Here is a 22,200-nt window from a genome sequence, read left to right as displayed (position 1 = left end):
TTAATCTCCTGCCTTTTTAAGTGGGGCTATTTTAGTTAAATTTGCCTAAAAATAGGATAAAAGATTTAATAAAATTTAACTTTATTTCGTAAGTATTTATATTGTATCACTTAGATAACTTGACAATAATCGACTAAAGTTATATAATACGCTCATTATAAACTAAAGGAGAAAAAATGGCAAATTTAGGCGAAAATTTAACCGCACAAATGCAAGAGCTGGTAGAAAAGGGCGTCGCGCTCGCGATTCACGCGAAAAATCCGCAAACGTTTCCGCTTCACTTGCTTTGGGCACTGGTCGCAGATAGCGGCTCGCTACTAAACCAAGTCTTTAACAAAATGAATGTCAGCAAGGACGCAGTGGAGCTTGAAGTAAAAAGCAAAGCCGCGCAGCTACCCACAAGCTCAAACGTGAGCAAAGAAAACGTGCAAATTTCAAAAGAGCTCATAAACTCTCTTGAAAGCGCAAAAGCTCTGATGGTGAGCCTAGGAGATAGCTATATCGCGGTAGATACGTGGATTATCTCGGCGCTTGAGCTGCCTGAGATCAAGCAAATTTTAGGCAAATTTACGGATGTTTTAGAAATCCGTAAAAATTTAGAAAGCATCAGGGCAGGGCGCAAGATAGATAGCCAAACCGGCGACGAGACGCTAGATAGCCTCGAAAAATACGGCATTGATCTAACCGCAAAGGCGCTAAATAAGGAGCTTGATCCGGTTATCGGACGCGACGAAGAGATCACGCGCATGATGCAAATTTTAATAAGAAAAAGTAAGAATAATCCTATTTTATTAGGCGAGCCGGGCGTGGGTAAAACCGCTATCGTCGAGGGCTTAGCGCAAAAAATCGTGGCAAAAGACGTACCGACTAGCCTATCAAACAAACGAGTAGTAGCACTCGATATGAGCGCTTTGATCGCGGGCGCGAAATACCGCGGCGAATTTGAAGACAGGCTAAAAGCCGTCATAAACGAAGTAAAAAGCGCGGGAAATATCATCCTCTTTATCGACGAGATCCATACTATCGTGGGCGCTGGAGCTAGCGAAGGCAGCATGGACGCGGCAAATATCCTAAAACCCGCGCTTGCTAGAGGCGAGCTGCACGCCGTGGGCGCTACGACGCTAAAAGAGTACCGCAAGTATTTTGAAAAGGACGCCGCATTGCAACGCCGCTTTCAGCCTATCGACGTCAAAGAGCCTAGCGTAAACGAAGCGCTTCAAATTTTACGTGGCATAAAAGAGCGCCTCGAGGTGCACCACGGCGTGACGATCACCGATAGCGCGCTGGTTGCGGCGGCAAAGCTAAGCGACCGCTACATCTCAAACCGCTTCTTGCCGGATAAAGCGATCGATCTCATCGACGAGGCCGCGGCCGAGCTAAAAATGCAAATCGAAAGCGAGCCGTACGAACTAGCCCGCATCAAGCGCGAGATCGTAACGCTGCAAGTCGAAAAAGAGGCGCTAAAAATGGAAGACGAGGCTAAAAATGCGGCGCGCCTAGCCGAAATAGAAAAAGAAATCGCCGATCTAAACGAGCAAAAACACGCCCTTGACGGTAAATTTGAAAACGAAAAGGCGGTTTTTGGCGGCATCTCAAAAGCTAAAAAAGAGATAGATAGTCTAAAAAGCGAGGCTGAGATAGCGCGTAGAAATGGCGATCTACAGCGCGCCGCCGAGATCGAATACGGCAAAATTTTAGAAGCGGCCAACCGCCAAAAAGAGCTCGAAAAAAAATGGGACGAGATGAAAAAATTAGGCGTGCTACTCAAAAATCAGGTCGATGAGGAGCTGGTGGCTGAAATACTAAGCAAATGGACGGGAATTTCGGTCAGCAAAATGCTAACTAGCGAAAAGCAAAAATATCTGATGATCGAGGAGCATTTGCGCGAAAGCGTCGTCGGTCAGGATGCCGCTTTGCACGCTCTAGCAAGAGCTATCAAGCGAAATAAAGCCGGCCTAAACGAGGGCGCGCGTCCGATCGGATCGTTTTTGTTTCTGGGACCTACGGGCGTGGGTAAAACGCAGTCGGCGAAGGCTTTGGCTAAATTTTTATTTGACGACGAGCGTGCGCTCATACGCTTTGATATGAGCGAATATATGGAAAAGCACAGCGTCTCTCGCCTACTCGGAGCGCCTCCTGGATACGTGGGCTATGACGAAGGCGGACAGCTAACAGAAGCCGTGCGCAGACGTCCGTATAGCGTCATACTTTTTGACGAGATAGAAAAGGCTCACAAAGACGTGTTTAACGTGCTTTTAGGCATCCTAGACGACGGAAGGGCGACTGATAATAAAGGCGTGACGGTCGATTTTAAAAACACGATCATCATCCTCACGTCTAATATCGCGTCAAATTTTATTATGGATCTAAAAGGCGAGGAGCGCGAGCAAGCGGTCAAAAACGAGCTTAAAAACTACTTTAAACCCGAGTTTTTAAACCGATTAGACGACACGATAATCTTTAATCCGCTCGATGAAGACGGGCTAATAAAAATCGTGGATATAATGTTTAAAGAGCTTGAAAAAACGCTGCAAAATCGCGGTATCAAGGCGAGCCTAAGCGAAGAGGCGAAGAAATTTATCGCAGGTGCGGGCTTTGACATCGTTTACGGCGCTAGACCTTTACGCCGAGCTCTTTACGAGCTAGTGGAAGACCCGCTAGCCGATATGATCCTGCGCGACGAGCTTGAAAGCGGCGACGAGATCGTAATCGGTAGCGACAAAGAAAAAATAACGATCTCTAAAATTTAAACCAAATTTACGGTCGCGTTTCAGGCGCGGCCGTTTTTCATCTCTAGTCAAATTCTTGAAATTTAACCGCGCAAATATCTTATGTATAGACTGCTCAAATTTGAAAATAGCATATTGACTTGTAAATTTAGCTAAATTCCAAATTTAGCAAGCTCGCGTACGTTAGTCGCCCGGGTCAAATTTACCAAAACCGCTCAAATTTAGCGGCTATTCCCCGCTTAGCTCCTCGGCTACCTGCGCGGCGAGCTTTAGCTTTTCGCTATCAAAATGTGTGTAAATGCGCGAAGTGTTTAGGCTCGCGTGCCCGAGCGCTTCTTGCACTAAAACCAGGTCTTTTTGCTTTTTGTAAAGCATCGTGGCAAAGGTGTGACGCAGCATGTGAGCGCCGTTTTTTTCCTTACGGATTCCTACTTTAAAGAGTATCTGCTCGACGATGCGGCTCACGTAGGCCTGCGTCAGGCGCGTACCTTTTTTGTTGATAAAAAGATAGCCTTCTTTATTTATATAGTTTATCGCGATCGCGTCCAGATGGGCTTCGATGAGGCGGCGCTTGATCATAACGACGCGGTACTTGTTGCCTTTGCCGCGGATTCTTATGACGTAGAGTTCGCCGTCCTCGGTTATATCTTTGCGCTTTAGGCTTAGCGCCTCGCTCACGCGGATGCCAGTGAAAATGATAATTTTGATGATGAGCTTGTTGCGATTGGCATTGCTTTTAAACTCCGCGTTTTCGATCGCCTCCAAAAATCTCTTGACCTCATCCTCGCTCATAAACTCAGGCAGCTTTTGCCCGCGCGCTCCGCCCACGCCGCCCCAGTTTTTTAGCTCGATGTCAAAGACGTGCGCCTTGCCGTCCTCTTCGTTTTGCTTATCCAAAAATGCGAAAAAATTTATCGCACTTATGCGGTAGTTTTTCTTGCTCGCGTCGCTAAGCCCGCCCGTGACGCTAGCTAGAACCTCGCTTAGCAGCTCTTCGTCGATCTGCTTTAGGCTCTCTAGCTCGTAAAATTTGAGCGTCTCGAATATCTTTTTAAGCGGATTAAAGTATGTATTTATACCCGTTAGTCCCGCGTTTCTAGCCGATTTTACAAGGCCGTCTAGTTGGTCGATATTTTTTATCTCGCGGCTAAGGGCGAAATTTACGCTTGCTAGCGCCTTTGGGTCGCGAAGCTCTTTGTTTGAGAGCGAGCTAAGCTTAAATTTGACGTATCTCGTGAGCCAAAATATAAACGAGTTTTCAAAACTATCCTTGCAATCAAGCGCGTATTTCAAGATATTTTCCTTAAATTTATTAAAATCTGAAAAGCATTATAACCAAATGCTTCTAAAAAATAAATTTTTGGGTAATCTGAAAAACACTTTTAATCAAAATATTAATATTATCATTTAAGTTAAGTTATGATAAAGTTACGAAACCATTTTGATTCAAAGGAGAAAAAATGCAATCAACGCTAGGTTCGCGTCGTAGCTTTATCGCTGCGGCGGGTGTTTTTATCGCGGCAACCGCGCTCAGGGCCGCTCCGAATACTTTTGAAAAAACCAAAGGTCCGCGCTACGGCATGGTCATCGACCTCACGCGCTGCGTGGGCTGTCAGTCTTGCACAATGAACTGCTCCATGGAAAACAACGTCCAAGCAGGCGCCTTTAGGACGATCGTTTCGGAGTACGAAGCTAGCGATAAAGAGGGCACCCGAGCCGTTATCGCATCGCTGCCGCGCCTTTGTAATCACTGCGAAAATCCAGCCTGTATCGACGTTTGTCCGACGGGAGCGAGCCACCAAAGAGGCAACGGTATCGTTAAAGTAAATAGCGCCGAGTGCATCGGCTGCGCGCTTTGCGCCGAGGCCTGTCCGTATCACGCTAGATACCTTAGCCTACAAACCTACAAGGTCGATAAATGCACCTTCTGCGACCACAGACTGCGCGAGGGATTGCTGCCTGCGTGCGTGGAGACCTGTGTGGGCGGAAGCCGCATAATAGGCGATCTAAACGACAAAAACTCAAATATCAGGAAATTTTTAGCCGCCCATGAGACGATGGTGCTAGATAGTCCGAAAAATACGCATCCGCAGGTTTTTTACTACGGCGTGAGCGAAATTTTGGCTAAAAACGATAAGGAACTGGCGGCTAAAAAAGGCTACAAACAAGCGATCAGCTGGAGCGAAGAGATCGCGCTGTAAGGAGAAAATAATGCAAAGACGAGAATTTCTAAAAAACGCGGCGATGATCTCGGCCGCTGGCGCGACCGCTGCGGTAGCGGACGACGCGGGGAGAATAAAAGACGACTATAAACCGCAGGGCAGCTCGCTACAGCCAGAATTTAGTGTAAAAGATGGCAAAATTTCGATAAACGACGGCCATAGCGTGGTATTTTCTATGTGTCACGGCTGCGTGGCAAAGTGCGGACTGCGGCTACATGTGGACGAAAAAGCCGACCGCGTGCTAAGATGCACGGGCAACCCATACCATCCGCTATCAAACGTGCACTGGGCGAGCTTTGATACCTCGATAAACGACGCACTGCTAGCAACAACGGCTAGCGGCGAGGACGATCGGCGCGCCACGGTATGCGCTAGAGGCGCAGCGCTACCCGAGATGATAGCTTCGCCTATTAGGATTTTATCTCCGCTAAAGCGAGTGGGCAAAAGAGGCGAGGGCAAGTGGAAAAAGATCAGCTTCGAGCAGCTCATCGAGGAGGTCGTCGATGGCGGGGATCTTTTTGGCGAGGGGCACGTGGACGGGCTTAGGGCTATACTCTCAGACGAACTCATCGACGAGGCAAATCCCGAATACGGCACCAAGCGCAACCAGCTTTTGAGCTTTTATCTCTATGACGGACGCTCGGATATCGTCGATCGCTTTATCAAAAAATCTTTCGGCACTATAAATCACTATTCGCACGGCGGTATCTGCGGCGGCGGTTTTAGAGTCGGCGGCAAAATCGCGCACAACGCAAAGGGCTTTGCTCATACTAAGCCCGACTACGAAAACTCCAAATTTACCATCTACTGGGGCACCTCGCCGGCAAACGGCGGAAATCCGTTCCAAAAGCAAGCCAAAATGGTCGCCCACGCAAGAAGTAAAAACGACGGCTTCACCTATGCAGTGGTAGATCCGACGCTAACAAACGCCGTCAAATTCGCCGCCTCAGACAAAGGCCGCTGGATCGGTATAAAACCGGGCACCGACACCGCGCTTGCTATGGCGATGATACGCTGGATCATAGAAAACGAAAAATACGCCGCAAACTACCTCATGCAGCCAAATTTCGAGCAGGCAAAGCTAGCCGGCGAAATACACTGGTGCAACGCCACCCACCTAGTCATCACGCAAAAAGGCCACCCAGACTACGGTAAATTTGCGCTAGTTGGCGACGAGTGGCAGGTCTGCTCTCAAAGCGGCAAAATCCAAAGCTACAAGATAAACGAGCCGGCTAAGCTCTACTATAAAGGCAAAATTTTGCTTAACGGCAAAAAAGTCGAGGTCAAAAGCTCGATGCAGCTACTAAAAGAATCAGCCTATAAACACAGCCTCAAAGAGTACTCTAAAATTTGCGGCGTGAGCATAGACGATATCCTCTGGCTGTGCGAAAATTTCACCAAAAACGGCAGGCAAGTCAGCACCAACGTCCACGGCGGCATGATGCACACGCAAGCAGCGATGAGCACCTGCGCGATATTTTGCCTAAACACGCTTATGGGCACATACGGCTACAAGGGCGGCACCGTAAACGCAAGCGCGGGCACGCACGAGTTTTTAAAAGGCAGATACGATCTAGAAAATTTCGAGGGCGCATTCAAACCAAACGGACTAAATTTATCCCGCTCGGGCAAGTATTACGAAACGAGCTCTGAGTTTAAACGTAAAGTCGCGGCAGGCGGCAGCGGCTATCCTGCACAGCAGCCGTGGTATCCTATCTCGATGCCGCTGGTAAACGAAACGCTCACCAGCCACGCCGCGGGCTATCCGTACAAAGTAAAAGCGTTTATAAACTACATGACGAACGTCGTCTACGGACAGGCGGGGCTCAAAGTCGCGGTACTTGACGCGCTAAAAGATAGCAAAAATTTACCGCTTTTCATCGGTATCGACGCCTTTATGAACGAGACCAACGCCTACGCCGACTACCTCGTGCCAGACGGCGTAAATCTCGAAAACTGGGCGCTTCCAAACTCGCTCTGGGGTACGATAGCTAAAACCTCGGTCGTGCGCTACCCGGCCGTCGCCGCTAAACAAGACCGCGCCGCAGACGGCACGCTAATCGACGTAGAGGCCTTTTACATCGCGGTGGCAAAAAGGCTCGGGCTAAAAGGATTTGGCAAAGGCGCCTTTAAGGATAAAGACGGAAAGCCGATGGATCTGGATACTAAAGAGCAGTATTACGCCGCGGCGCTGGCAAATTTGGCCTTTGACGGAGAGGGCGTGAAGGACATCAGCAAAGAGGATCTAAAGCTAAGTAAAATTTCAAAAACCATGAAAAAGCTAGAGCCGTTTTTAAAAGATGAGGAAAAAGCAAAAGTCGCGCACGTGCTGGCAAAGGGCGGTAGGTTTGACAGCTACGAGAGTGCGTACAAGGGCGATAAAACCACGGTAAAAGTACCCGCCGCCACGCCTGCTGCGATCTACTACGAGCCGCTTGGCGGACATAGGCACTCTATCACGGGCGAGTATATGCCGGGCACGCCGACTCTGGCCCTTGCGGTCGCTAGCGACGGTACTCCGCTAGAAAAGTTTTTCCCAAAATCAGAGTGGAAATACCTCGTAAGCTCGAGAAAATCAAACATCCAGCACTACTACACGATCGTTAGTCCAAAGCTACGCGCCATACATCCGAAAAATTTCGTAAGGATCGCCGAGGATATCGCAAGCGAGCAGGGTATCAAGACTGGCGACAAGGTCAAGATCACGACGCCGTATGGCTCGCAAACGGGCGAGGCCTTCGTAACAAACGGCGTTGCTAGCGGCGTCATCAGCCTCGAGCACGGTTTTGGACACGATGAGTTTGGCGCTAGAGTGCATTTTATCGACGGCAAACCGGCCTTTTGGCTAGAAAACGCGGAAAAAGGGGTAAATCACAACAAACTTGGCCTACTAGATCCGAAGCGAAAGGGTAAATTTAGCCTAAACGACTGGCTAGTGGGCACCTGCGCTAGACAGGCGCTACCTGCAAATATCCGCAAAATCGGCTAAATTTAACGCGGCGGCTAGGGCATAGCCTGGTCGCCGTAAAATTTGACGCTTGGGCGGTAAATTTAAAGTAGCGTAAATTTGTCGCGGATGGCGTCAAATTTACAGTATTTTTAAGGTAGATCACGCAAATTTGAGGCAAATTTACCTATAGATATCTAAACTTAAATTTAGCTCGTCGATGACGCTAAGCATCTGCCTCACGTATCTTTGTTCGCGGCGAGCTTCGTTGATATCAGGCCTCTCAAAGAGTCGTCCCTCGAAAAAATTTCTCCTGCTAAAGCAAAATAGATAAAATTTGTTATCCATAAAGGCTACGCTGGGCGATTTTAGAGTGTTTTTGTAGGCTTTTAGTATATTTAGCTTGCCCATAAACGCAGGCGTCAGCAGGTATCTAGCCTCTATCTTATCGGTCGTAAAAACTCTAAAATTTTCATTAAATTTGACGTCGTCGAGCAGCTCTTTGTCGCCTAGAAATTTAGTGTTAAAATCCTTACTCACGGCGACCGTTTTGCTGCGAAATTTCTTATTAAACTCGCAAACCAGCACGCTACCCTTGAAGTCCGAATACTGATCAAATGCGTACTTTAGCAGGACGAAGGCGGCGACGTATTTGTTATTTATCCGAGGGTATTCGCGCTCATGGCTGATCACCTCGCACAGGCTAAATTTGACGCCTTTATAGACTCCGCGTACGCTATCTTCGCTATAAAATATGCTCGGTCTATAAATCCCCGCCGCGTCAAATTCGCTCTGCGAAATGCCGCCGTAGGCGCTATACGTAAAGCTCTCGTCGATATCTTTGATGAGTGCGGGGATAAAAACTTCTTTGTAAAATTCGTTATATTCATCCTGCGCTTTGCCGATACTTTTTAGCTTTGCGGGCACCCAAAATAGCAAGCCAAAAAACAGCACAAGCAAAACCAAAGCCGCCCCGGCGCCCAAATCAAAAATCTTAAGCGCCGCTAGAAGTAGAGCAAAAACGCCGACGCAAAGGGCGATAAAACTAGGCGTTCCGGCCGCTGCGGCTCGGCACTCTTTTTGTTTTTTTACGGTTAATAAAAATGCTTGCGAAAGGGTCATTTGCTCGCTTTTGATTAAATTTTACGTAAATTTTGACCGAGCGCAGCTTAAAATAAAGTAAATTCGGGCAGATAAATTTGAGCGAGGATTTTTAAAATTTGATGGGTTTGGAATCAAATTTGGCTCGGCGTAAATTTGAAATTTGCCGCCGTTTATAATCGTAAATTTCAGATCAAATTTGACCGAGCCCTAGAAGCGACTCGTCAAATTTGCTTTAAGCGCCAAATCAAAGCGGTTTTTGCAGCAAACGCGCAGACGAAAGCTCAAATTTAAGCGGTAAAATTTAGAGATTTTCTATCACCCTTTTTGTTTCTAGCGCGATTTCTAGCTCCTCGTTGGTCGGCACGACGAGAGTTTTTACCGCTGCGTCAGGGGCGCTGAGATCGCGTATACCGCCGCTTGCGGCGAAATTTAGCTCGTGATCGATCCTGATACCCATGTGCGTGAGATCGTTGCAGATTTTCTCGCGGCTATACGGGGCATTTTCGCCGATACCGCCGGTAAAAACGACCGCGTCCACTCGGCCCAAAACAGCGTAATACGCGCCGATATACTTTTTGATACGGTAGCAAAACATCTCAAAAGCTAGATGCGCGCGCTCGTCGCCGCCTTGCATCTTGACGACCACTTCGCGCATGTCGTTTGAGCCGCAGATGCCTAGCAGCCCGCTTTTTTTGTTTAAAAACGCGTCTATGCCCTCAGCCGTAAGCTCGCCTAAATTTAAAAGATATGTAAGCACCGCAGGATCCATATCGCCGCTTCTAGTGCCCATTATCAGGCCTTCTAGCGGGCTTAGGCCCATCGAGGTATCGACGCTTTTGCCCCCTTGTACGGCGCAGGCGGAGGCTCCGTTGCCAAGATGTAGCGAGATAGCGTTAAATTTCTCGTACGGCACGCCTAGATACTCGGCGGCTTTTTTAGTCACGTAGTGGTGCGAAGTGCCGTGAAAGCCGTATCTGCGGATATGTAGCCTCTTGCAAAGATCAAATGGTAGAGCGTAGCGATAGGCGTACTCGGGGATAGTTTGATGAAATACGGTATCAAAAACGACGACGTGAGGCACCTTTTTACCACTCTCTTGCATCGCATTTCTTATGCCCGCTAGGTGGCCTGGGTTGTGAAGCGGCGCTAGGACGGAGTTTTGCTCGATTTTGGCGATCACGTCAGGCGTAACTAGAGCCGAGTCGCTAAAGCTCTCGCCGCCGTGCACGATGCGGTGTCCGATGCCGTCTAGCTCGCTAAAATCATGCAAGATATCTGAGCTAGCAAACAGCCGCCTCATCGCCTCAAGCCCCTCGTGGTGGTCTTTTAGCGGCGCGCGCTCCTCGTAAATTTTATCCGCGCTAACGTCTTTTAGCTTGGCATAGGAGCTTGCTTCGCCGATCTTTTCGACTAGACCGCTAGCGATGACGCGATTATCCGCCATATCAAAAAGCTGAAATTTAACCGACGAGCTACCTGAGTTTAAAACCAAAATTTTCACTATTTTTCTCCTTCGTTTGCGGCTTGTATCGCGCTGATTAGGACCGTATTTATGACGTCTCCCACGCCGCATCCGCGACTTAGGTCGTTTACCGGTTTTTTTAGACCTTGCAAGATCGGCCCGACGGCGACGCAGTTTGCGCTTCGTTGCGCGATTTTATAGCCGATATTACCCGCGTTTAAATTTGGAAATACAAAAACGTTCGCGCGGCCTGCTACGTCGCTGTTTGGTAGCTTTTTCCGCGCTACAGCCGGATCTACGGCCGCGTCGTACTGCACGGGAGCTTCGATTTTTAGGGTGGGGTCTAGCTCTCGCGCTATCTCGCCCGCACTCCCAACCATGTCTATATCCGCTCCGCTACCGCTATCTCCGCTAGAGTAGCTTAGCATCGCTACTCGCGGCTCTAGTCCGAAAGCACGCGCCGTATCCGCCGAGGCTAGGGCGATTTGCGCTAGTTGCCGGGCATCCGGGTTTGGATTTATCGCGCAGTCGGCGTAGATCAGGATCTCCTCCTCAAAGCACATTATAAACGAGCTTGAAACTAGCGGGCTATCAGGGCGGGTTTTGATGATCTGAAGCGCGGGGCGGATAGTGTGCGCCGTGGTCGTGTTTGCGCCGCTCACCATGGCATCAGCTAGTCCTTCTTGTACCATCATCGTAGCAAAATACGTCCTATCTCGCACGAGCTCGCTGGCTTGCTCTAGGCTTACGCCCTTGCTTTTGCGAGCTTCAAAAAGCGCGGCGGTTAGGCGATCTGCGTACTCGTTTTTTTCTAAATTTATAAATCGCGCGCCGCTTAAATTTACCCCGAGCTTCTCCGCGTCAAATTTAACCTTGTTTTCGTCGCCCAAAAGGATCAAATTTACCGCGCCGCTTTTTAGTAAAATTTCGCTGGCTTTTAGCACCCGCTCGTCTTCGCTTTCGGGCAAAACGACGGTTTTTTTACCTTTTGCGGCGAGTTTAAATAGCGAATTTTCAAAGCGCAAAGGCGTGATTATATCTTGCTTTGCGTTTAAAATTTCATCCAAATTTCCGCTTACGATTAGCTTTGAGTTTCGCGTAAAAAAGCTCAAATTTTCGCGGCAAAAAACCGGAACGTTTAAATTTCTAGCGATTTGTAAATTTAGCTCTATTTCGCCGATATTTGCGATGCTTTTTGCAGGCTTAACCAGTACGAGATCAGCGCTCTCGGCTAGTCGGTCAAATTCATTTATCATGCTTTTAAAAAACTCTCGCTCGCTGCCGTTTTCAAAAGCTTTTTTGGCATTTTCGAGCCCGTAAAAATCATTGATGGGGTCAAAAACGGCTACATTTTTAAATTTTGTTGATATAATTTCGTAAATTTCTTGAAAATTCGCGCCAAGCGCAAGGATAGAATCGGCCATAATTTTCCTTTTGGAACTTGATTTGCTTATTTTATCGTAAAATTTTCACTTTAAGGTAAAGCGTGAGAAAAAATATTTACTTTTGCGCCCTTGCAGCAGCGTTTTTGAGCGGGTGTTTGCCCAGCGCCGACCCTCGCATAGATATGAAACCGCCCGTTTACGTCGAGCAGCTTCCCGCTAAACAGGTCAATAACCAACCAAACGCGGGCAGTCTTTTTGGTCGCGGCGACAACCCGCTTTTTGCCGATCGCAAGGCGATGAACGTAAACGATATCGTAACCGTCGTCATCAGCGAGCGCGCCAACCAAAGCTCCAGCGGCAAGCACGACACTAGCAAAAACAGCACGATAAGCCTTGGCGGAGGGATATTTACCGCAGGCTCCGCGCCGCTATCTACGCTGGCTACTCAGCTAAACAAGGCCGGCGACATCGGCTTTAGCGCGGGCACGAAAAACGAATTTACGGGTGCGGGATCTAGCGTGCGCGCAGAGGCCTTTACGACTACGATTTCAGCGCGCATCATCAAGGTACTAGAAAACGGCAACTACTTTATCGAAGGCTCGCGCGAGCTACTCATAAACGGCGAAAAACAGATCATGCAGCTTAGCGGCGTGATCCGCCCGTACGACATCTCAAACGCCAACGAGATCGACTCGCGCTACATCGCCGACGCAAAGATCCTATATAAAACCGAAGGCGACGTGGATAGGGCGACGAGGAAGCCGTGGGGGACGAAGCTTATGGAGGCGATCTGGCCTTTTTAGTCTCTTTTGCTTTTTTGGCGGCTTGTCTTTTTGTCCTATACGTCGTTGCTTTTAATTTTGGCTCGGTCATTACCGACGAGGTACCTCCCGTCGCAAAATTTAAAAGCGCCTCGTCTAAAACAAAAATCCTGTCCCTTATCGTTTTACGCTAAAATTTAAAATTTTCCCCGCCGAGACCCGCACCCTGAAAATATAAATTTAAACACGCGACGCGATAGCGTCAAATTTAACCTGCACGCAGTGCAGCAACATATCACGTGCAGTGGGGATGGTGGGGGTTTGGGGGGGAAGGGCGACGCTTCGTAAGTAGAAACCCCTTCCGCCACCCAAGAAAAAGAAAAAGCTTAAATTTTAGAAAACTAAAGAACGTGTATCATTAAATTTGAAAACCAAATTTAGCATCTTAAAGGTGCAGGTCTCGGTGCGTAAAATTTAAAAAATTATCCAAATTAGATTCTTTCTAAATTTAGCTCACAAATTTACTCAAATTTAAGCCCCTTTAAAGTACCGCCCAAATTCTAAGCCCGATTTTACGCGTTTTTAAACCTGAAAGCTGTATAATCGGGGTCAAATTTATCAAAAGGCGATACAGATGATAAAAGGCATTTCTGGCTCGCGCATGGTGATGGAAGCCTTGCGCGAGGAGGGCGTAGAGACGGTTTTTGGTTACCCGGGCGGCGCGGCGCTAAACATCTACGACGAGACGTATAAGCAGAGTTATTTCAAGCACGTTTTGACGCGTCATGAGCAAGCCGCCGTGCACGCCGCAGACGGCTACGCCAGAGCTAGCGGCAAGGTCGGAGTGGCGTTTGTGACGAGCGGCCCCGGCTTTACAAATGCGGTCACGGGTCTAGCCACCGCATACTCGGATAGCATTCCGCTTATATTAATAAGCGGCCAGGTTCCGACCTCGCTTATCGGCACGGATGCCTTTCAGGAGATCGACGCCGTTGGCATCTCTCGCCCGTGCGTGAAGCACAACTACCTCGTGCGCAGTATCGAGGAGCTGCCGCGCATCCTAAAAGAGGCCTTTTATATCGCTCGCTCGGGACGTCCAGGGCCCGTTCACGTCGATATCCCAAAGGATATAACCGCGGCCGTTGGGGATTTTGATTACCCGACCGAGATAAAGATGCCGACGTACAAACCGACCTATAAAGGCAACGCAAAACAGATCAAAAAAGCGCTCGAAGTCATAGCAGAGGCCAAACGCCCGCTACTTTATCTAGGAGGAGGCGTCGTAGCGGCGAACGCTAGCGAGCTTGTGCGTAAATTTAGCGCAAAGACGGGCATCCCTGCGGTCGAAACGCTGATGGGGCTTGGCGTCCTAGCGCACGAGGATAAAAATCTACTCTCGATGGTCGGCATGCACGGCAGCTACGCGGCAAATATGGCGATGAGCGAGACCGATCTCATTATCGCGCTTGGCGTGCGATTTGACGACCGCGTGACGGGCAAGCTAAGCGAATTTGCTAAACACGCCAAAATCATCCACGTCGATATCGACCCTAGCTCGATCTCAAAGATCGTAAACGCGCACTTCCCGATCGTAGGCGATCTAAATTTCGTCCTAGAAGAGATGCTGGAAAAAGTAACCGTAAACGAGCAAAATTTGACCGCGTGGCGCGAGATCTTGGCTCGCTACGACGCGCTAAATCCGCTGGATTACAAAGATAGCGACGAGATTATAAAACCTCAGTGGGTCGTACGCGAAACGGCTAAAATTTTAAAAGAATCTGGCAAAGACGCCGTGATCGCCACCGACGTCGGCCAGCACCAGATGTGGGTCGCGCAGTTTTATCCGTTTGATAGGCCGCGCCAGCTGATAACTAGCGGAGGTCAGGGAACTATGGGCTTTGGTTTGCCAGCAGCCCTCGGAGCTAAAAACGCGATGCCCGAAAGCATCGTCGTAAATTTCACCGGCGACGGCTCGATCCTAATGAATATCCAAGAGCTGATGACCGCCACCGAGATAGATAAGCCCGTCATCAACATCATCCTAAACAACAACTTCCTAGGCATGGTGCGCCAGTGGCAGACCTTTTTCTACGGCGAGCGCTACTCCTCGACCGACCTTAGCCTGCAGCCTGATTTTGCAAAGATCGCAGAGGGCTTTGGCGGAACGGGCTTTGTGTGCCGCACGAAAGACGAGTTTCGCTCTGCGCTAAAAGAGGCGATGGCCTGCGGTAAAACGGCGGTACTAGACGTACGCGTGGATAGATTTGAGGATGTGCTTCCGATGGTTCCTGCGGGAGCGGCGATATATAACATGATCTTAAAAAGCAAGGAATAAAAATGAGCATAAGAAGAGTGATTTCAGTCATCGTGCTAAACGAGCACGGCGTTTTATCGCGCATTTCCGGGCTTTTTGCGGGGCGCGGATACAACATCGACACGCTCACGGTAGCGCCGATCCCAGGCACCGAGCTTTCTCGTATAAGCATCGTCACTAGCGGCGACGAGCGCGTACTAGAGCAGATCGTAAAGCAGCTACACAAGCTAATACCGACCTACAAAGTAATCGAAAGCGGCGAATTCGTCGAAAAAGAGATGGCGCTGGTAAAAATCCCGCTTAGCGAAAATTTCGGCGGACTAGACGCGATACTAAAGGCCTACAACGGCATCGTAGCCAACACCAACGAAAACTACATCGTCGTCATGGTCAGCGACGACGCAAGCAGGATAGAAAATTTCCTCAAAGCTATCAAAAAATTTAACCCCACAGACGTCGTGCGCGGCGGCTCGGTGCTAATGGATCTATGATGAAACTAAGCGAAATTTATAAAATTTTAGGACTAGAATTTAGCGGCGAGGAGCTAGAGATCACGGCTCTAAATTCGCTCTCAAACGCAGGTGCTAGCGAGCTAGGCTACTGCGATAGCGAGAAAAACGCTAAATTTATCGAGGGCTCAAAGGCGGGCGCGATTTTAGTCGCGTCAAATTTAAAAGATCTTGTCGGTGCGCAAAGCAGAGCAGTAGTGGTAGAAAACCCGCACCTTGCCTTTGCTATTTTGAGCGAATATTTTGCCAGGGAGCTTCTGGCTTCCCAGCCGCAACCGGCGCAAATTTCACCAAGCGCAAAGATAATGTCAAACGTCTACGTGGGCTCAGGCGCCGCGATCGGCGACAATACGCTTGTGATGGCGGGCGCCTACGTCGGCGATAACGTAAAAATCGGCGCAAACTGCGTCATCCACCCAAACGTCGTCATCTACAACGACACCGTTATCGGCAACGGCTGCCGCATCAACGCAAACGCCGTCATCGGTAGCGACGGCTTTGGCTACGCGCACACGAAAACGGGCGAACACGTGAAAATTTACCACAACGGCAATGTCGTTTTAGAGGATTTCGTAGAGATCGGCGCATGCACGACGATAGATCGCGGCGTGTTTGAAAGCACGGTCGTAAAAGCATACGCCAAGATCGATAACCTCGTGCAAATCGGCCACAACTGCGAGATAGGCTACGGCTCGATACTGGTCTCTCAGGTAGGGCTCGCGGGCTCGACCAAGCTTGGACGCAACGTCGTGATGGGCGGACAAAGCGGCTCTGCGGGACATTTAAAAGTCGGCGACTTTGCTCAGATAGCAGCGCGCGGCGGCGTGTCAAAGGATATCGCGGGCGGTAAAAAATACGCAGGCGCATATCCGATAATGGAGCTGGCCGACTTTTTCAAACTGCAAGCTAAGATCGCGAGATTTTTTAAGAAAAACTAAAATTTGACGGCTGTTGCGCAATAGCCGTCAAATTTGGTGATGTAAATTTGAACGAAAATCCATGGAAAAAAGCAAAAGAAAAGAAATTTTAAAAGCTATAAAAGAAAAAGAACTAGCCGAGTTTAGACAAAATTTACCTATGCCGGAGGATAAATTTATGCAACTTTTCGAGCTTTTGGACGCCGAGCTTCACGCGCACGGCTGCGATCACAGCCTAAAACTCACCAAGCAAATCCTCTCAAATTTGTGCGTAAAAGACGTTTTGAGCGTGCTTGCATGGCTTGAAGAGCAGGGCGGATACTACGACTGCGAAGTGATGATGAACGTTGAGGAGAAATTTGAGTATTTAGATTAAAGCGACGATTTAAATTTGATGCTAGGTTTATCAAATTTATGAAAGCTAAATTTATAAAAACCCAAATTTGACGCCGCAAATTTAAGCCGCATCAAATTTGAGTCAAAATTTACGCTATTTTTTATAACTTTTTACAAATTCGCCGATCCTTGCGATACCTTTTCTGATACTCTCCAAATCGGTCGCAAAAGACAGCCTAAAGTATCCGTCCATACCAAATCCCATGCCCGGCACCACGGCGACCTTGGCCTTTTCTAGCAGCTCTTTGCAAAATTTCATGCTATCAGGCTCGACCTCGGAGCAGTTTATGAAAAGATAAAACGCGCCGTCAGGCTTAAGCACGCTAAGTACCGGTATAGCGTTTATCATCTCGACGCCCAGGTCGCGGCGCTTTTTAAACTCGCCCTTCATATACGCGATATCCTCGTCGGCTTTACCGAGCAGCGCAGGGATGGCACCCGCTTGCGTTAGGGAGTTTATGTTGCTCGTACTTTGGCTTTGTAGCTTGTTGACCGCGGCGTTTAGCTCCTTAAACGGGCTAGCCATGTAGCCAAATCTCCAGCCCGGCATCGCACCGCATTTACTTAGGCCGTTTATCGTGATCGTACGGTTAAACATATCCTCGCTCACCGCCGCAGTCGCGACGAATTCGCCCTCGTAGTTTAGCTTTTCGTACATTTCGTCGCTAGCCACGATGATTTTCGTGCCTTTTAGCACTTCGCCTAGCGCCTCTAGCTCTTTGCGGCTATATATCGCGCCCGTCGGGTTGCAAGGGCTGTTTAATACTAAAATTTTAGTTCTAGGAGTGATAGCCGCTTTTAGCTGCTCAGGCGTGATTTTAAAGCCGGTCTTTTCGCTAGTTTCTATAAAAACTGGATTGCCACCGCTAAATTTGACCATCTCCGGGTAGCTCACCCAGTACGGGCTTGGCACGATAACCTCGTCGCCCTCGTCGATTAGCGCCTGAAATACGTTAAAAAGCGAGTGCTTCGCGCCGACGTTGGTGATGATTTGATTTGGCGCATAGTTTAGGCCGTTGTCGCGCTTTAGCTTTGCGGCGACCGCCTCTCTCACCTCGGGCGTACCCGCTACGGCTGTGTATTTGCCGCAGCCTTTATCCAGGGCGGCTTTTACCTCGTTTTTGATGATCTCTGGCGTGTCAAAGTCCGGTTCGCCCGCGCCAAAACTGATCACGTCCTCGCCGCAGGCTTTCATCTCTTTTGCCTTGGTGCTGATCTCGATAGTTAGACTCTCGCCTAGCACCTGAACTCTTTTTGATAGCATTTTTACTCCTTTTTTCTAAATTTAAGATATAGTTTTTAGATAGCCGTTATCGTTCAAAAACAGATACATTTCGCCTAAAATTTGCTTGCGCTGCGAGTCGGTTACGAGCTTTGACTTTTCGATACGCTCGTTTAGGATGTCCTGGATCTCGTAGATGTCGTAGTCCAGATCCTCCATGATATCAAGGATGGATTGGCTTTCTAGTAGGTGCGACACTTTAAATCCCTCTGCGTCTATCTCGATGGTCGCTTCGGTCGGGTGGGTAAAGAGGTTGTGCTTCATACCCAGCACCTCCTGATACGCTCCGACTAGGAAAAATCCCAAAAAGTACTCCTCTTTTTCCACATCCACGTCGTGCAAAAACAGAGGATTTTCCTCGTCGTCAAAGCCTATTTCGCCATCAGAATCGCACGTGATATCCCACAGCGACGCCGAGCGGGTAGGGCGTACGTCTAGGCGGTCAAGCGGCATGATAGGGAAATTTTGCTTTAAACCCCAAAAATCAGGCAACGACTGAAAGAGGGAGAAATTTACCAGGTAGCGCTCCTGCGCCTCCTCTTGAAGCTTTAAAAGCTCGGCGTTATGCTGTTTAGTGCCTAGGATCTTTGCCGCTTTTTTGATGATTAGGTGGGTTAAAATTTCAGCATTCGAGCGATCTTGCAGATCGACGTAGCCTAGATCAAACAGCGTGAGTATACTCTCCATATGATCGATGCTGTCGTGCAGATACTCTATCGCGTTTGACGGTTTTATCGTGCTTAGCAGGTCGTTTAGCTCGGTGATTAGCTGAGGGTTTTTCTTTTTTAGTAGGAGTTTTTCCTCGGTGTAGTCCTGGCTAAAGAGCTCCAAAACAGGCGCGACCAGCACGGCGTGCGATGCCGCGACGAAGCGGCCGCTCTCGATAAAGATATCAGGCTCCACCTCGTTTCGCTGCGTCGCCATCGTCTTTAGCAGATAGACCACGTCGTTGGCGTACTCGCTTAGAGTGTAGTTTCGGCTTGAGTTTTCCTTAAACTGCGAGTACTCTATGGCTAGACCGCCGCCTAAATTTATGGCTTTTAGGTTTTTCGCACCCATTTTTCGCAGCTCGGCGTAGATGTTTCCAGCTTCGATTAGGGCCTTTTTTAGCGGGTGGATTTCGGTGATTTGCGAACCGATGTGAAAGTGGATCATATTAAAGCGGTCGAGCAAATTCGCCTCTTTTAGCAAATTTACCGCTTCGATTAGCTCGGTAGCGGTTAGGCCAAATTTGGAGTTTATGCCGCCGCTTTTAGCCCAGATACCAGATCCGCTGCTATGCAGTCTGATACGCAGACCGATGTTTGGCTTTGGTGCGAAACGCTCTTTTGCGATGGCGATGATAGCCTCAAGCTCGTTTAGTCCCTCGATCGTTAGCGTGATGTTGTGTCCCATTTCGGCCGCGATAAAGCCGATGTTTATCATCTCTTTATCTTTAAAGCCGTTTACGGTGATCGGCGCGCCTTCGTTGTTATACGCCATCACCAGCAGCAGCTCGGCCTTTGAGCCCGCCTCCAGCCCATAGCCATATTTTTGGCCGTGACGGACTAGATTTTTTACAAAGCCCGGATACTGGTTTACTTTTAGCGGATAGACGGCGTTAAAGCTGCCTTTGTAGCCAAATTCGTTTTTCGCGCTCTCAAAGCTTTTGTAAATTTGCGAAATTTGCTTGTGTATGAGGTGAGGGAAGCGCAGCAGCAGCGGGCCTCGGTAGCCTTCGCTCCTGATGCTTTTTACGATATCGATGATGGCGGGTTTTGAGCCGGTATTGACGCAAATTTTACCGTTTTCGACGATAAAGTTATTATTTCCCCATAAATTTAAACCGTAATCATACATTTAAAATCCTTTTAAGTTCCGTCTCCAAATCAACCAAATCAAGCGTTTTTTCAGCCTTTTCGCTCAGATCTTTTAGCCAAATTTTGCCCGATTTTAGCTCGTCCTCGCCGACGCAAAGGCAAATCCTAGCGTTTGCGTTATCTGCGGCGTTTAGGTGCTTTTGTAATTTTTTAGGCTCGTAGCTCACGAGAACCGGGAGGCTTTTTCTTAAATTTATCGCTATTTTATAGACCGCGTCCACGCCATCGGCATCCATCGCGCCGATATATATGCCGCCTCTTGCGCTTTGGCTCTCGCGGCCGCCTAGGATTTCCATTATTCGCTCGATACCCATCGCAAAGCCCACGCCGTAGCTAGCCTTGCCGCCTAGGTACTCGACCAACCTGTCGTAGCGTCCGCCGCCTGCGACCGCGCTCTTTGCGCCGATCTCGCTTGAGACGAACTCAAACGCCGTTTTACAGTAATAATCAAGCCCTCGCACGAGCTTCGGATCTATCTCAAATTCCACGCCGTTGCCGCTTAAAATTTCTTGCAGCTTTTTAAACTCGCCCGCGCATTCGTCATTTAGGCTGTCGATTATCAGCGGCGCGTTTTCGTAAATTTTCTGACAGCTCTCGACCTTACAGTCTAGCACGCGGATAGGGTTTGTTAGTTTTCTGCGCTTGCAGTCCTCGCAAATTTGCCCCTCGTGCTCGTCTAAAAATTTAACCAATTTTTCGCGGTATGCGCCCATACTAGCGGCGTCTCCGAGCGAATTTATAAGCAGCTTGGTTTTTATACCCAGGCGAGAGAAAATCTCGTTTATCATCAAAATAACGCTCGCGTCCTCATAAACGCTAGGCTCGCCGAAGCACTCGCAGCCAAACTGGTGAAACTCGCGCAAACGGCCTTTTTGCGGGCGTTCATAGCGAAACATCGAACCGTGATAAAAGTATCGTCTCACGCCGCCCGCGCGGTCGAATTTAGCCTCGATAAAGGCGCGCACGACGCCCGCCGTACCCTCCGGACGCAGGCAAACGTCGTTGCCGCCCTTGTCCTCAAACTGATACATCTCCTTGCCCACGATGTCGCTGCTTTCCCCGACGCTGCGGCGAAAAAGCGCCGTTTGCTCCAGGTGCGGAGCCAGCACGAACTCGTATCCGTAGTTTTTCGCGACCTCTTCGCAGATCTTGATTATCCTCTCGTAAAGTCCCGACTGAGGCGGCAAAACGTCCTTCATCCCCCTTAATGCGCTAATCATTTATAAACTCCTTTATCAAATTCGTTATTTTTTCTTCGTCCAGGGCGGCGTCGATCGTGACGTAGCGGACGTCTAGTTTTTGCAAAATTTCCTCCATCGCGTCCTGCACTCTTAGTAGATACGCAAAACCTCTAGCCTCTATGCCGTCCATCTGCGCGCGCGAATTTAGGCGCGATCTTAGCGTGCTTTCGTCCGCTTTAAAAAATACTATTTTTTGCGGAAAATTTCCTTGCAGGGCGAATTTATTTAAATTTAAAAGCTCTTCAAAGCTAAAATTTCCGCCCGCCAGCGCGTAGGCCATGCCTGAAACAAAGCCTCTGTCGCTTAAAATCATCTTGTTCGAGTTGGGTTTTATTATCTTGCCCGAATGCTCGGCTCTATCGGCCAAAAATAGCAAAATTTCAGCCCTTTTATCTAGACCATTTTCTTTTAGTAAAATCTCGCGCAAATTTTCGCCAAGCTTCGTGCCGCCCGGCTCTTTAGTCACGATCGCTTGCGGGTAAGCCGCCGCCAGCCGCGCTATCTGCGTACTTTTACCTACGCCGTCGATACCTTCAAATAAAATATACAAATTTAGCCTTTCAAAGTTTCTAAAATTTCGCTTGGAACCAGCTTGCTAACGTCGCCGTCGTGGCTAAGAACGGAGCGCACGATCGAGCTTGAGATAAAGGCGTTTTTGAGGCTCGGCATCAGATAAACGGTCTCAAGCTCCTCCCAAAGCGTGGCGTTTGCGTAGCCGATTTGCAGCTCGTACTCAAAGTCGCTAACCGCGCGAAGTCCGCGGATCACGACGTTTACGCCGCAGCTTTTGGCAAAATCGACGAGCAGGTTATCAAAGCCCACGACCTCGACGTTTTTTAGGTCCGCCGTCGAGATCTTTACCATCTCTACGCGCCTAGCCAAGCTAAAATATGGCTGCTTACTCTCGCTAGCCGCAACCGCGACGATGACTTTATCGAAAATTTTAGTCGCCCGCCTGATAACGTCGACGTGTCCGTTTGTTACGGGATCAAAGGTGCCCGGATATATGCAAGCTTTCATTTTTCGCCTTTAAATTTTAAAGGTTGATTTTACTATTTTATGCCTAAAATAG

Annotated in this window: 18 protein-coding genes; 9 read left to right on the top strand and 9 right to left on the bottom strand. The window is 48.8% G+C overall.

Annotation, left to right across the window (positions count from 1 at the left end; all coding sequences use genetic code 11):
* Nucleotides 1-176: 176 nt before the first annotated feature.
* A complete protein-coding gene (locus tag H7R39_RS08540; protein WP_185898832.1) occupies nucleotides 177-2,750 on the top strand; it encodes an ATP-dependent Clp protease ATP-binding subunit in 2,574 nt (857 codons plus the stop codon).
* A 207-nt stretch (nucleotides 2,751-2,957) separates the two neighbouring features.
* Here the strand turns inward: H7R39_RS08540 and H7R39_RS08535 are convergent, their stop codons facing one another.
* Complete coding sequence (locus H7R39_RS08535; RefSeq protein WP_185898831.1) at nucleotides 2,958-4,022, bottom strand: tyrosine-type recombinase/integrase; 1,065 nt, start codon at nucleotides 4,020-4,022, stop codon at nucleotides 2,958-2,960.
* A gap of 167 nt (nucleotides 4,023-4,189) precedes the next feature.
* Here H7R39_RS08535 and H7R39_RS08530 point away from each other — a divergent pair, with 167 nt between their 5' ends.
* Complete coding sequence (locus H7R39_RS08530) at nucleotides 4,190-4,930, top strand: 4Fe-4S dicluster domain-containing protein (protein WP_185898830.1); 741 nt, start codon at nucleotides 4,190-4,192, stop codon at nucleotides 4,928-4,930.
* 10 nt (nucleotides 4,931-4,940) lie between these two features.
* The gene (locus H7R39_RS08525) at nucleotides 4,941-7,940 is read left to right on the top strand and encodes a molybdopterin dinucleotide binding domain-containing protein (RefSeq protein ID WP_185898829.1); all 3,000 of its coding nucleotides are present in this window, start codon (nucleotides 4,941-4,943) and stop codon (nucleotides 7,938-7,940) included.
* Nucleotides 7,941-8,081: 141 nt separating this feature from the next.
* Here the strand turns inward: H7R39_RS08525 and H7R39_RS08520 are convergent, their stop codons facing one another.
* On the bottom strand, nucleotides 8,082-9,020 hold the full coding sequence (locus tag H7R39_RS08520) for a DUF3137 domain-containing protein (protein WP_221892113.1): 939 nt from the start codon (nucleotides 9,018-9,020) through the stop codon (nucleotides 8,082-8,084).
* Between the two features lie 135 nt (nucleotides 9,021-9,155).
* Between H7R39_RS08520 and H7R39_RS08515 the strand changes: the two genes are divergently transcribed.
* The gene (locus H7R39_RS08515) at nucleotides 9,156-9,293 is read left to right on the top strand and encodes a hypothetical protein (protein WP_185898828.1); all 138 of its coding nucleotides are present in this window, start codon (nucleotides 9,156-9,158) and stop codon (nucleotides 9,291-9,293) included.
* A 10-nt stretch (nucleotides 9,294-9,303) separates the two neighbouring features.
* Here H7R39_RS08515 and H7R39_RS08510 read toward each other — a convergent pair whose 3' ends face one another.
* Nucleotides 9,304-10,503, bottom strand: coding sequence for an acetate kinase (locus H7R39_RS08510; RefSeq protein ID WP_185898827.1), 1,200 nt, complete (start codon nucleotides 10,501-10,503; stop codon nucleotides 9,304-9,306).
* Nucleotides 10,503-11,888, bottom strand: coding sequence for a phosphate acetyltransferase (gene pta, locus H7R39_RS08505; RefSeq protein ID WP_185898826.1), 1,386 nt, complete (start codon nucleotides 11,886-11,888; stop codon nucleotides 10,503-10,505). Before pta ends, H7R39_RS08510 begins: the two co-directional genes overlap by 1 nt.
* Nucleotides 11,889-11,950: 62 nt before the next feature.
* Between pta and flgH the strand changes: the two genes are divergently transcribed.
* From flgH to H7R39_RS08480, 5 genes are all read left to right on the top strand, one after another.
* Nucleotides 11,951-12,652 carry a flagellar basal body L-ring protein FlgH gene (flgH, locus tag H7R39_RS08500; protein ID WP_122873899.1) on the top strand — a complete coding sequence of 234 codons (702 nt, stop codon included), beginning with the start codon at nucleotides 11,951-11,953 and terminating at the stop codon, nucleotides 12,650-12,652.
* A 595-nt stretch (nucleotides 12,653-13,247) separates the two neighbouring features.
* Nucleotides 13,248-14,945, top strand: coding sequence for an acetolactate synthase large subunit (locus H7R39_RS08495; RefSeq protein WP_323874606.1), 1,698 nt, complete (start codon nucleotides 13,248-13,250; stop codon nucleotides 14,943-14,945).
* Nucleotides 14,946-14,953: 8 nt separating this feature from the next.
* On the top strand, nucleotides 14,954-15,415 hold the full coding sequence (gene ilvN / locus H7R39_RS08490; RefSeq protein WP_163026421.1) for an acetolactate synthase small subunit: 462 nt from the start codon (nucleotides 14,954-14,956) through the stop codon (nucleotides 15,413-15,415).
* Nucleotides 15,415-16,371 (top strand): UDP-3-O-(3-hydroxymyristoyl)glucosamine N-acyltransferase, encoded by a 957-nt coding sequence (gene lpxD, locus H7R39_RS08485; protein ID WP_185898824.1) that lies wholly within the window; start codon nucleotides 15,415-15,417, stop codon nucleotides 16,369-16,371. The genes ilvN and lpxD overlap by 1 nt, the downstream gene beginning before the upstream one ends.
* Nucleotides 16,372-16,432: 61 nt before the next feature.
* Nucleotides 16,433-16,726, top strand: a complete 294-nt coding sequence (locus tag H7R39_RS08480) for a DUF2695 domain-containing protein (RefSeq protein ID WP_185898823.1) — start codon at nucleotides 16,433-16,435, stop codon at nucleotides 16,724-16,726.
* 114 nt (nucleotides 16,727-16,840) lie between these two features.
* On the opposite strand, the gene H7R39_RS08475 is transcribed toward H7R39_RS08480, so the two are convergent.
* From H7R39_RS08475 to coaD, 5 genes are read right to left on the bottom strand one after another with little or no spacing between them, the layout of a single operon-like run.
* Complete coding sequence (locus H7R39_RS08475) at nucleotides 16,841-18,010, bottom strand: pyridoxal phosphate-dependent aminotransferase (RefSeq protein WP_185898822.1); 1,170 nt, start codon at nucleotides 18,008-18,010, stop codon at nucleotides 16,841-16,843.
* 21 nt (nucleotides 18,011-18,031) lie between these two features.
* Nucleotides 18,032-19,867: a biosynthetic arginine decarboxylase gene (gene speA, locus H7R39_RS08470; RefSeq protein ID WP_185898821.1), complete on the bottom strand. Its 1,836-nt coding sequence runs from the start codon at nucleotides 19,865-19,867 to the stop codon at nucleotides 18,032-18,034.
* A complete protein-coding gene (hisS, locus tag H7R39_RS08465) occupies nucleotides 19,860-21,107 on the bottom strand; it encodes a histidine--tRNA ligase (protein WP_185898820.1) in 1,248 nt (415 codons plus the stop codon). Before hisS ends, speA begins: the two co-directional genes overlap by 8 nt.
* Entirely contained in the window at nucleotides 21,100-21,678 is a 579-nt protein-coding gene (tmk, locus tag H7R39_RS08460; protein WP_185898819.1) for a dTMP kinase, read from the bottom strand. Before tmk ends, hisS begins: the two co-directional genes overlap by 8 nt.
* Before the next feature lie 2 nt (nucleotides 21,679-21,680).
* Nucleotides 21,681-22,148 carry a pantetheine-phosphate adenylyltransferase gene (gene coaD, locus H7R39_RS08455; RefSeq protein WP_004320690.1) on the bottom strand — a complete coding sequence of 156 codons (468 nt, stop codon included), beginning with the start codon at nucleotides 22,146-22,148 and terminating at the stop codon, nucleotides 21,681-21,683.
* Nucleotides 22,149-22,200: the final 52 nt, after the last annotated feature.

The sequence above is a fragment of the Campylobacter massiliensis genome (genome assembly GCF_014253065.1).
GTDB lineage: Bacteria > Campylobacterota > Campylobacteria > Campylobacterales > Campylobacteraceae > Campylobacter_A > Campylobacter_A massiliensis.
The sequence above is the reverse complement of the archived record's forward strand: the minus strand, read 5'-3'. Positions and strand labels throughout refer to the sequence as shown.

What these genes read in the sequence shown, in the direction of transcription:
- H7R39_RS08540 (WP_185898832.1), top strand. Translation starts at nt 177, where the DNA reads ATGGCAAATTTAGGCGAAAATTTAACCGCACAAATGCAAGAGCTGGTA.
- H7R39_RS08530 (WP_185898830.1), top strand. Translation starts at nt 4,190, where the DNA reads ATGCAATCAACGCTAGGTTCGCGTCGTAGCTTTATCGCTGCGGCGGGT.
- H7R39_RS08525 (WP_185898829.1), top strand. Translation starts at nt 4,941, where the DNA reads ATGCAAAGACGAGAATTTCTAAAAAACGCGGCGATGATCTCGGCCGCT.
- H7R39_RS08520 (WP_221892113.1), bottom strand. Translation starts at nt 9,020, where the DNA reads ATGACCCTTTCGCAAGCATTTTTATTAACCGTAAAAAAACAAAAAGAG.
- pta (WP_185898826.1), bottom strand. Translation starts at nt 11,888, where the DNA reads ATGGCCGATTCTATCCTTGCGCTTGGCGCGAATTTTCAAGAAATTTAC.
- lpxD (WP_185898824.1), top strand. Translation starts at nt 15,415, where the DNA reads ATGAAACTAAGCGAAATTTATAAAATTTTAGGACTAGAATTTAGCGGC.
- H7R39_RS08480 (WP_185898823.1), top strand. Translation starts at nt 16,433, where the DNA reads ATGGAAAAAAGCAAAAGAAAAGAAATTTTAAAAGCTATAAAAGAAAAA.
- H7R39_RS08475 (WP_185898822.1), bottom strand. Translation starts at nt 18,010, where the DNA reads ATGCTATCAAAAAGAGTTCAGGTGCTAGGCGAGAGTCTAACTATCGAG.
- speA (WP_185898821.1), bottom strand. Translation starts at nt 19,867, where the DNA reads ATGTATGATTACGGTTTAAATTTATGGGGAAATAATAACTTTATCGTC.
- hisS (WP_185898820.1), bottom strand. Translation starts at nt 21,107, where the DNA reads ATGATTAGCGCATTAAGGGGGATGAAGGACGTTTTGCCGCCTCAGTCG.
- coaD (WP_004320690.1), bottom strand. Translation starts at nt 22,148, where the DNA reads ATGAAAGCTTGCATATATCCGGGCACCTTTGATCCCGTAACAAACGGA.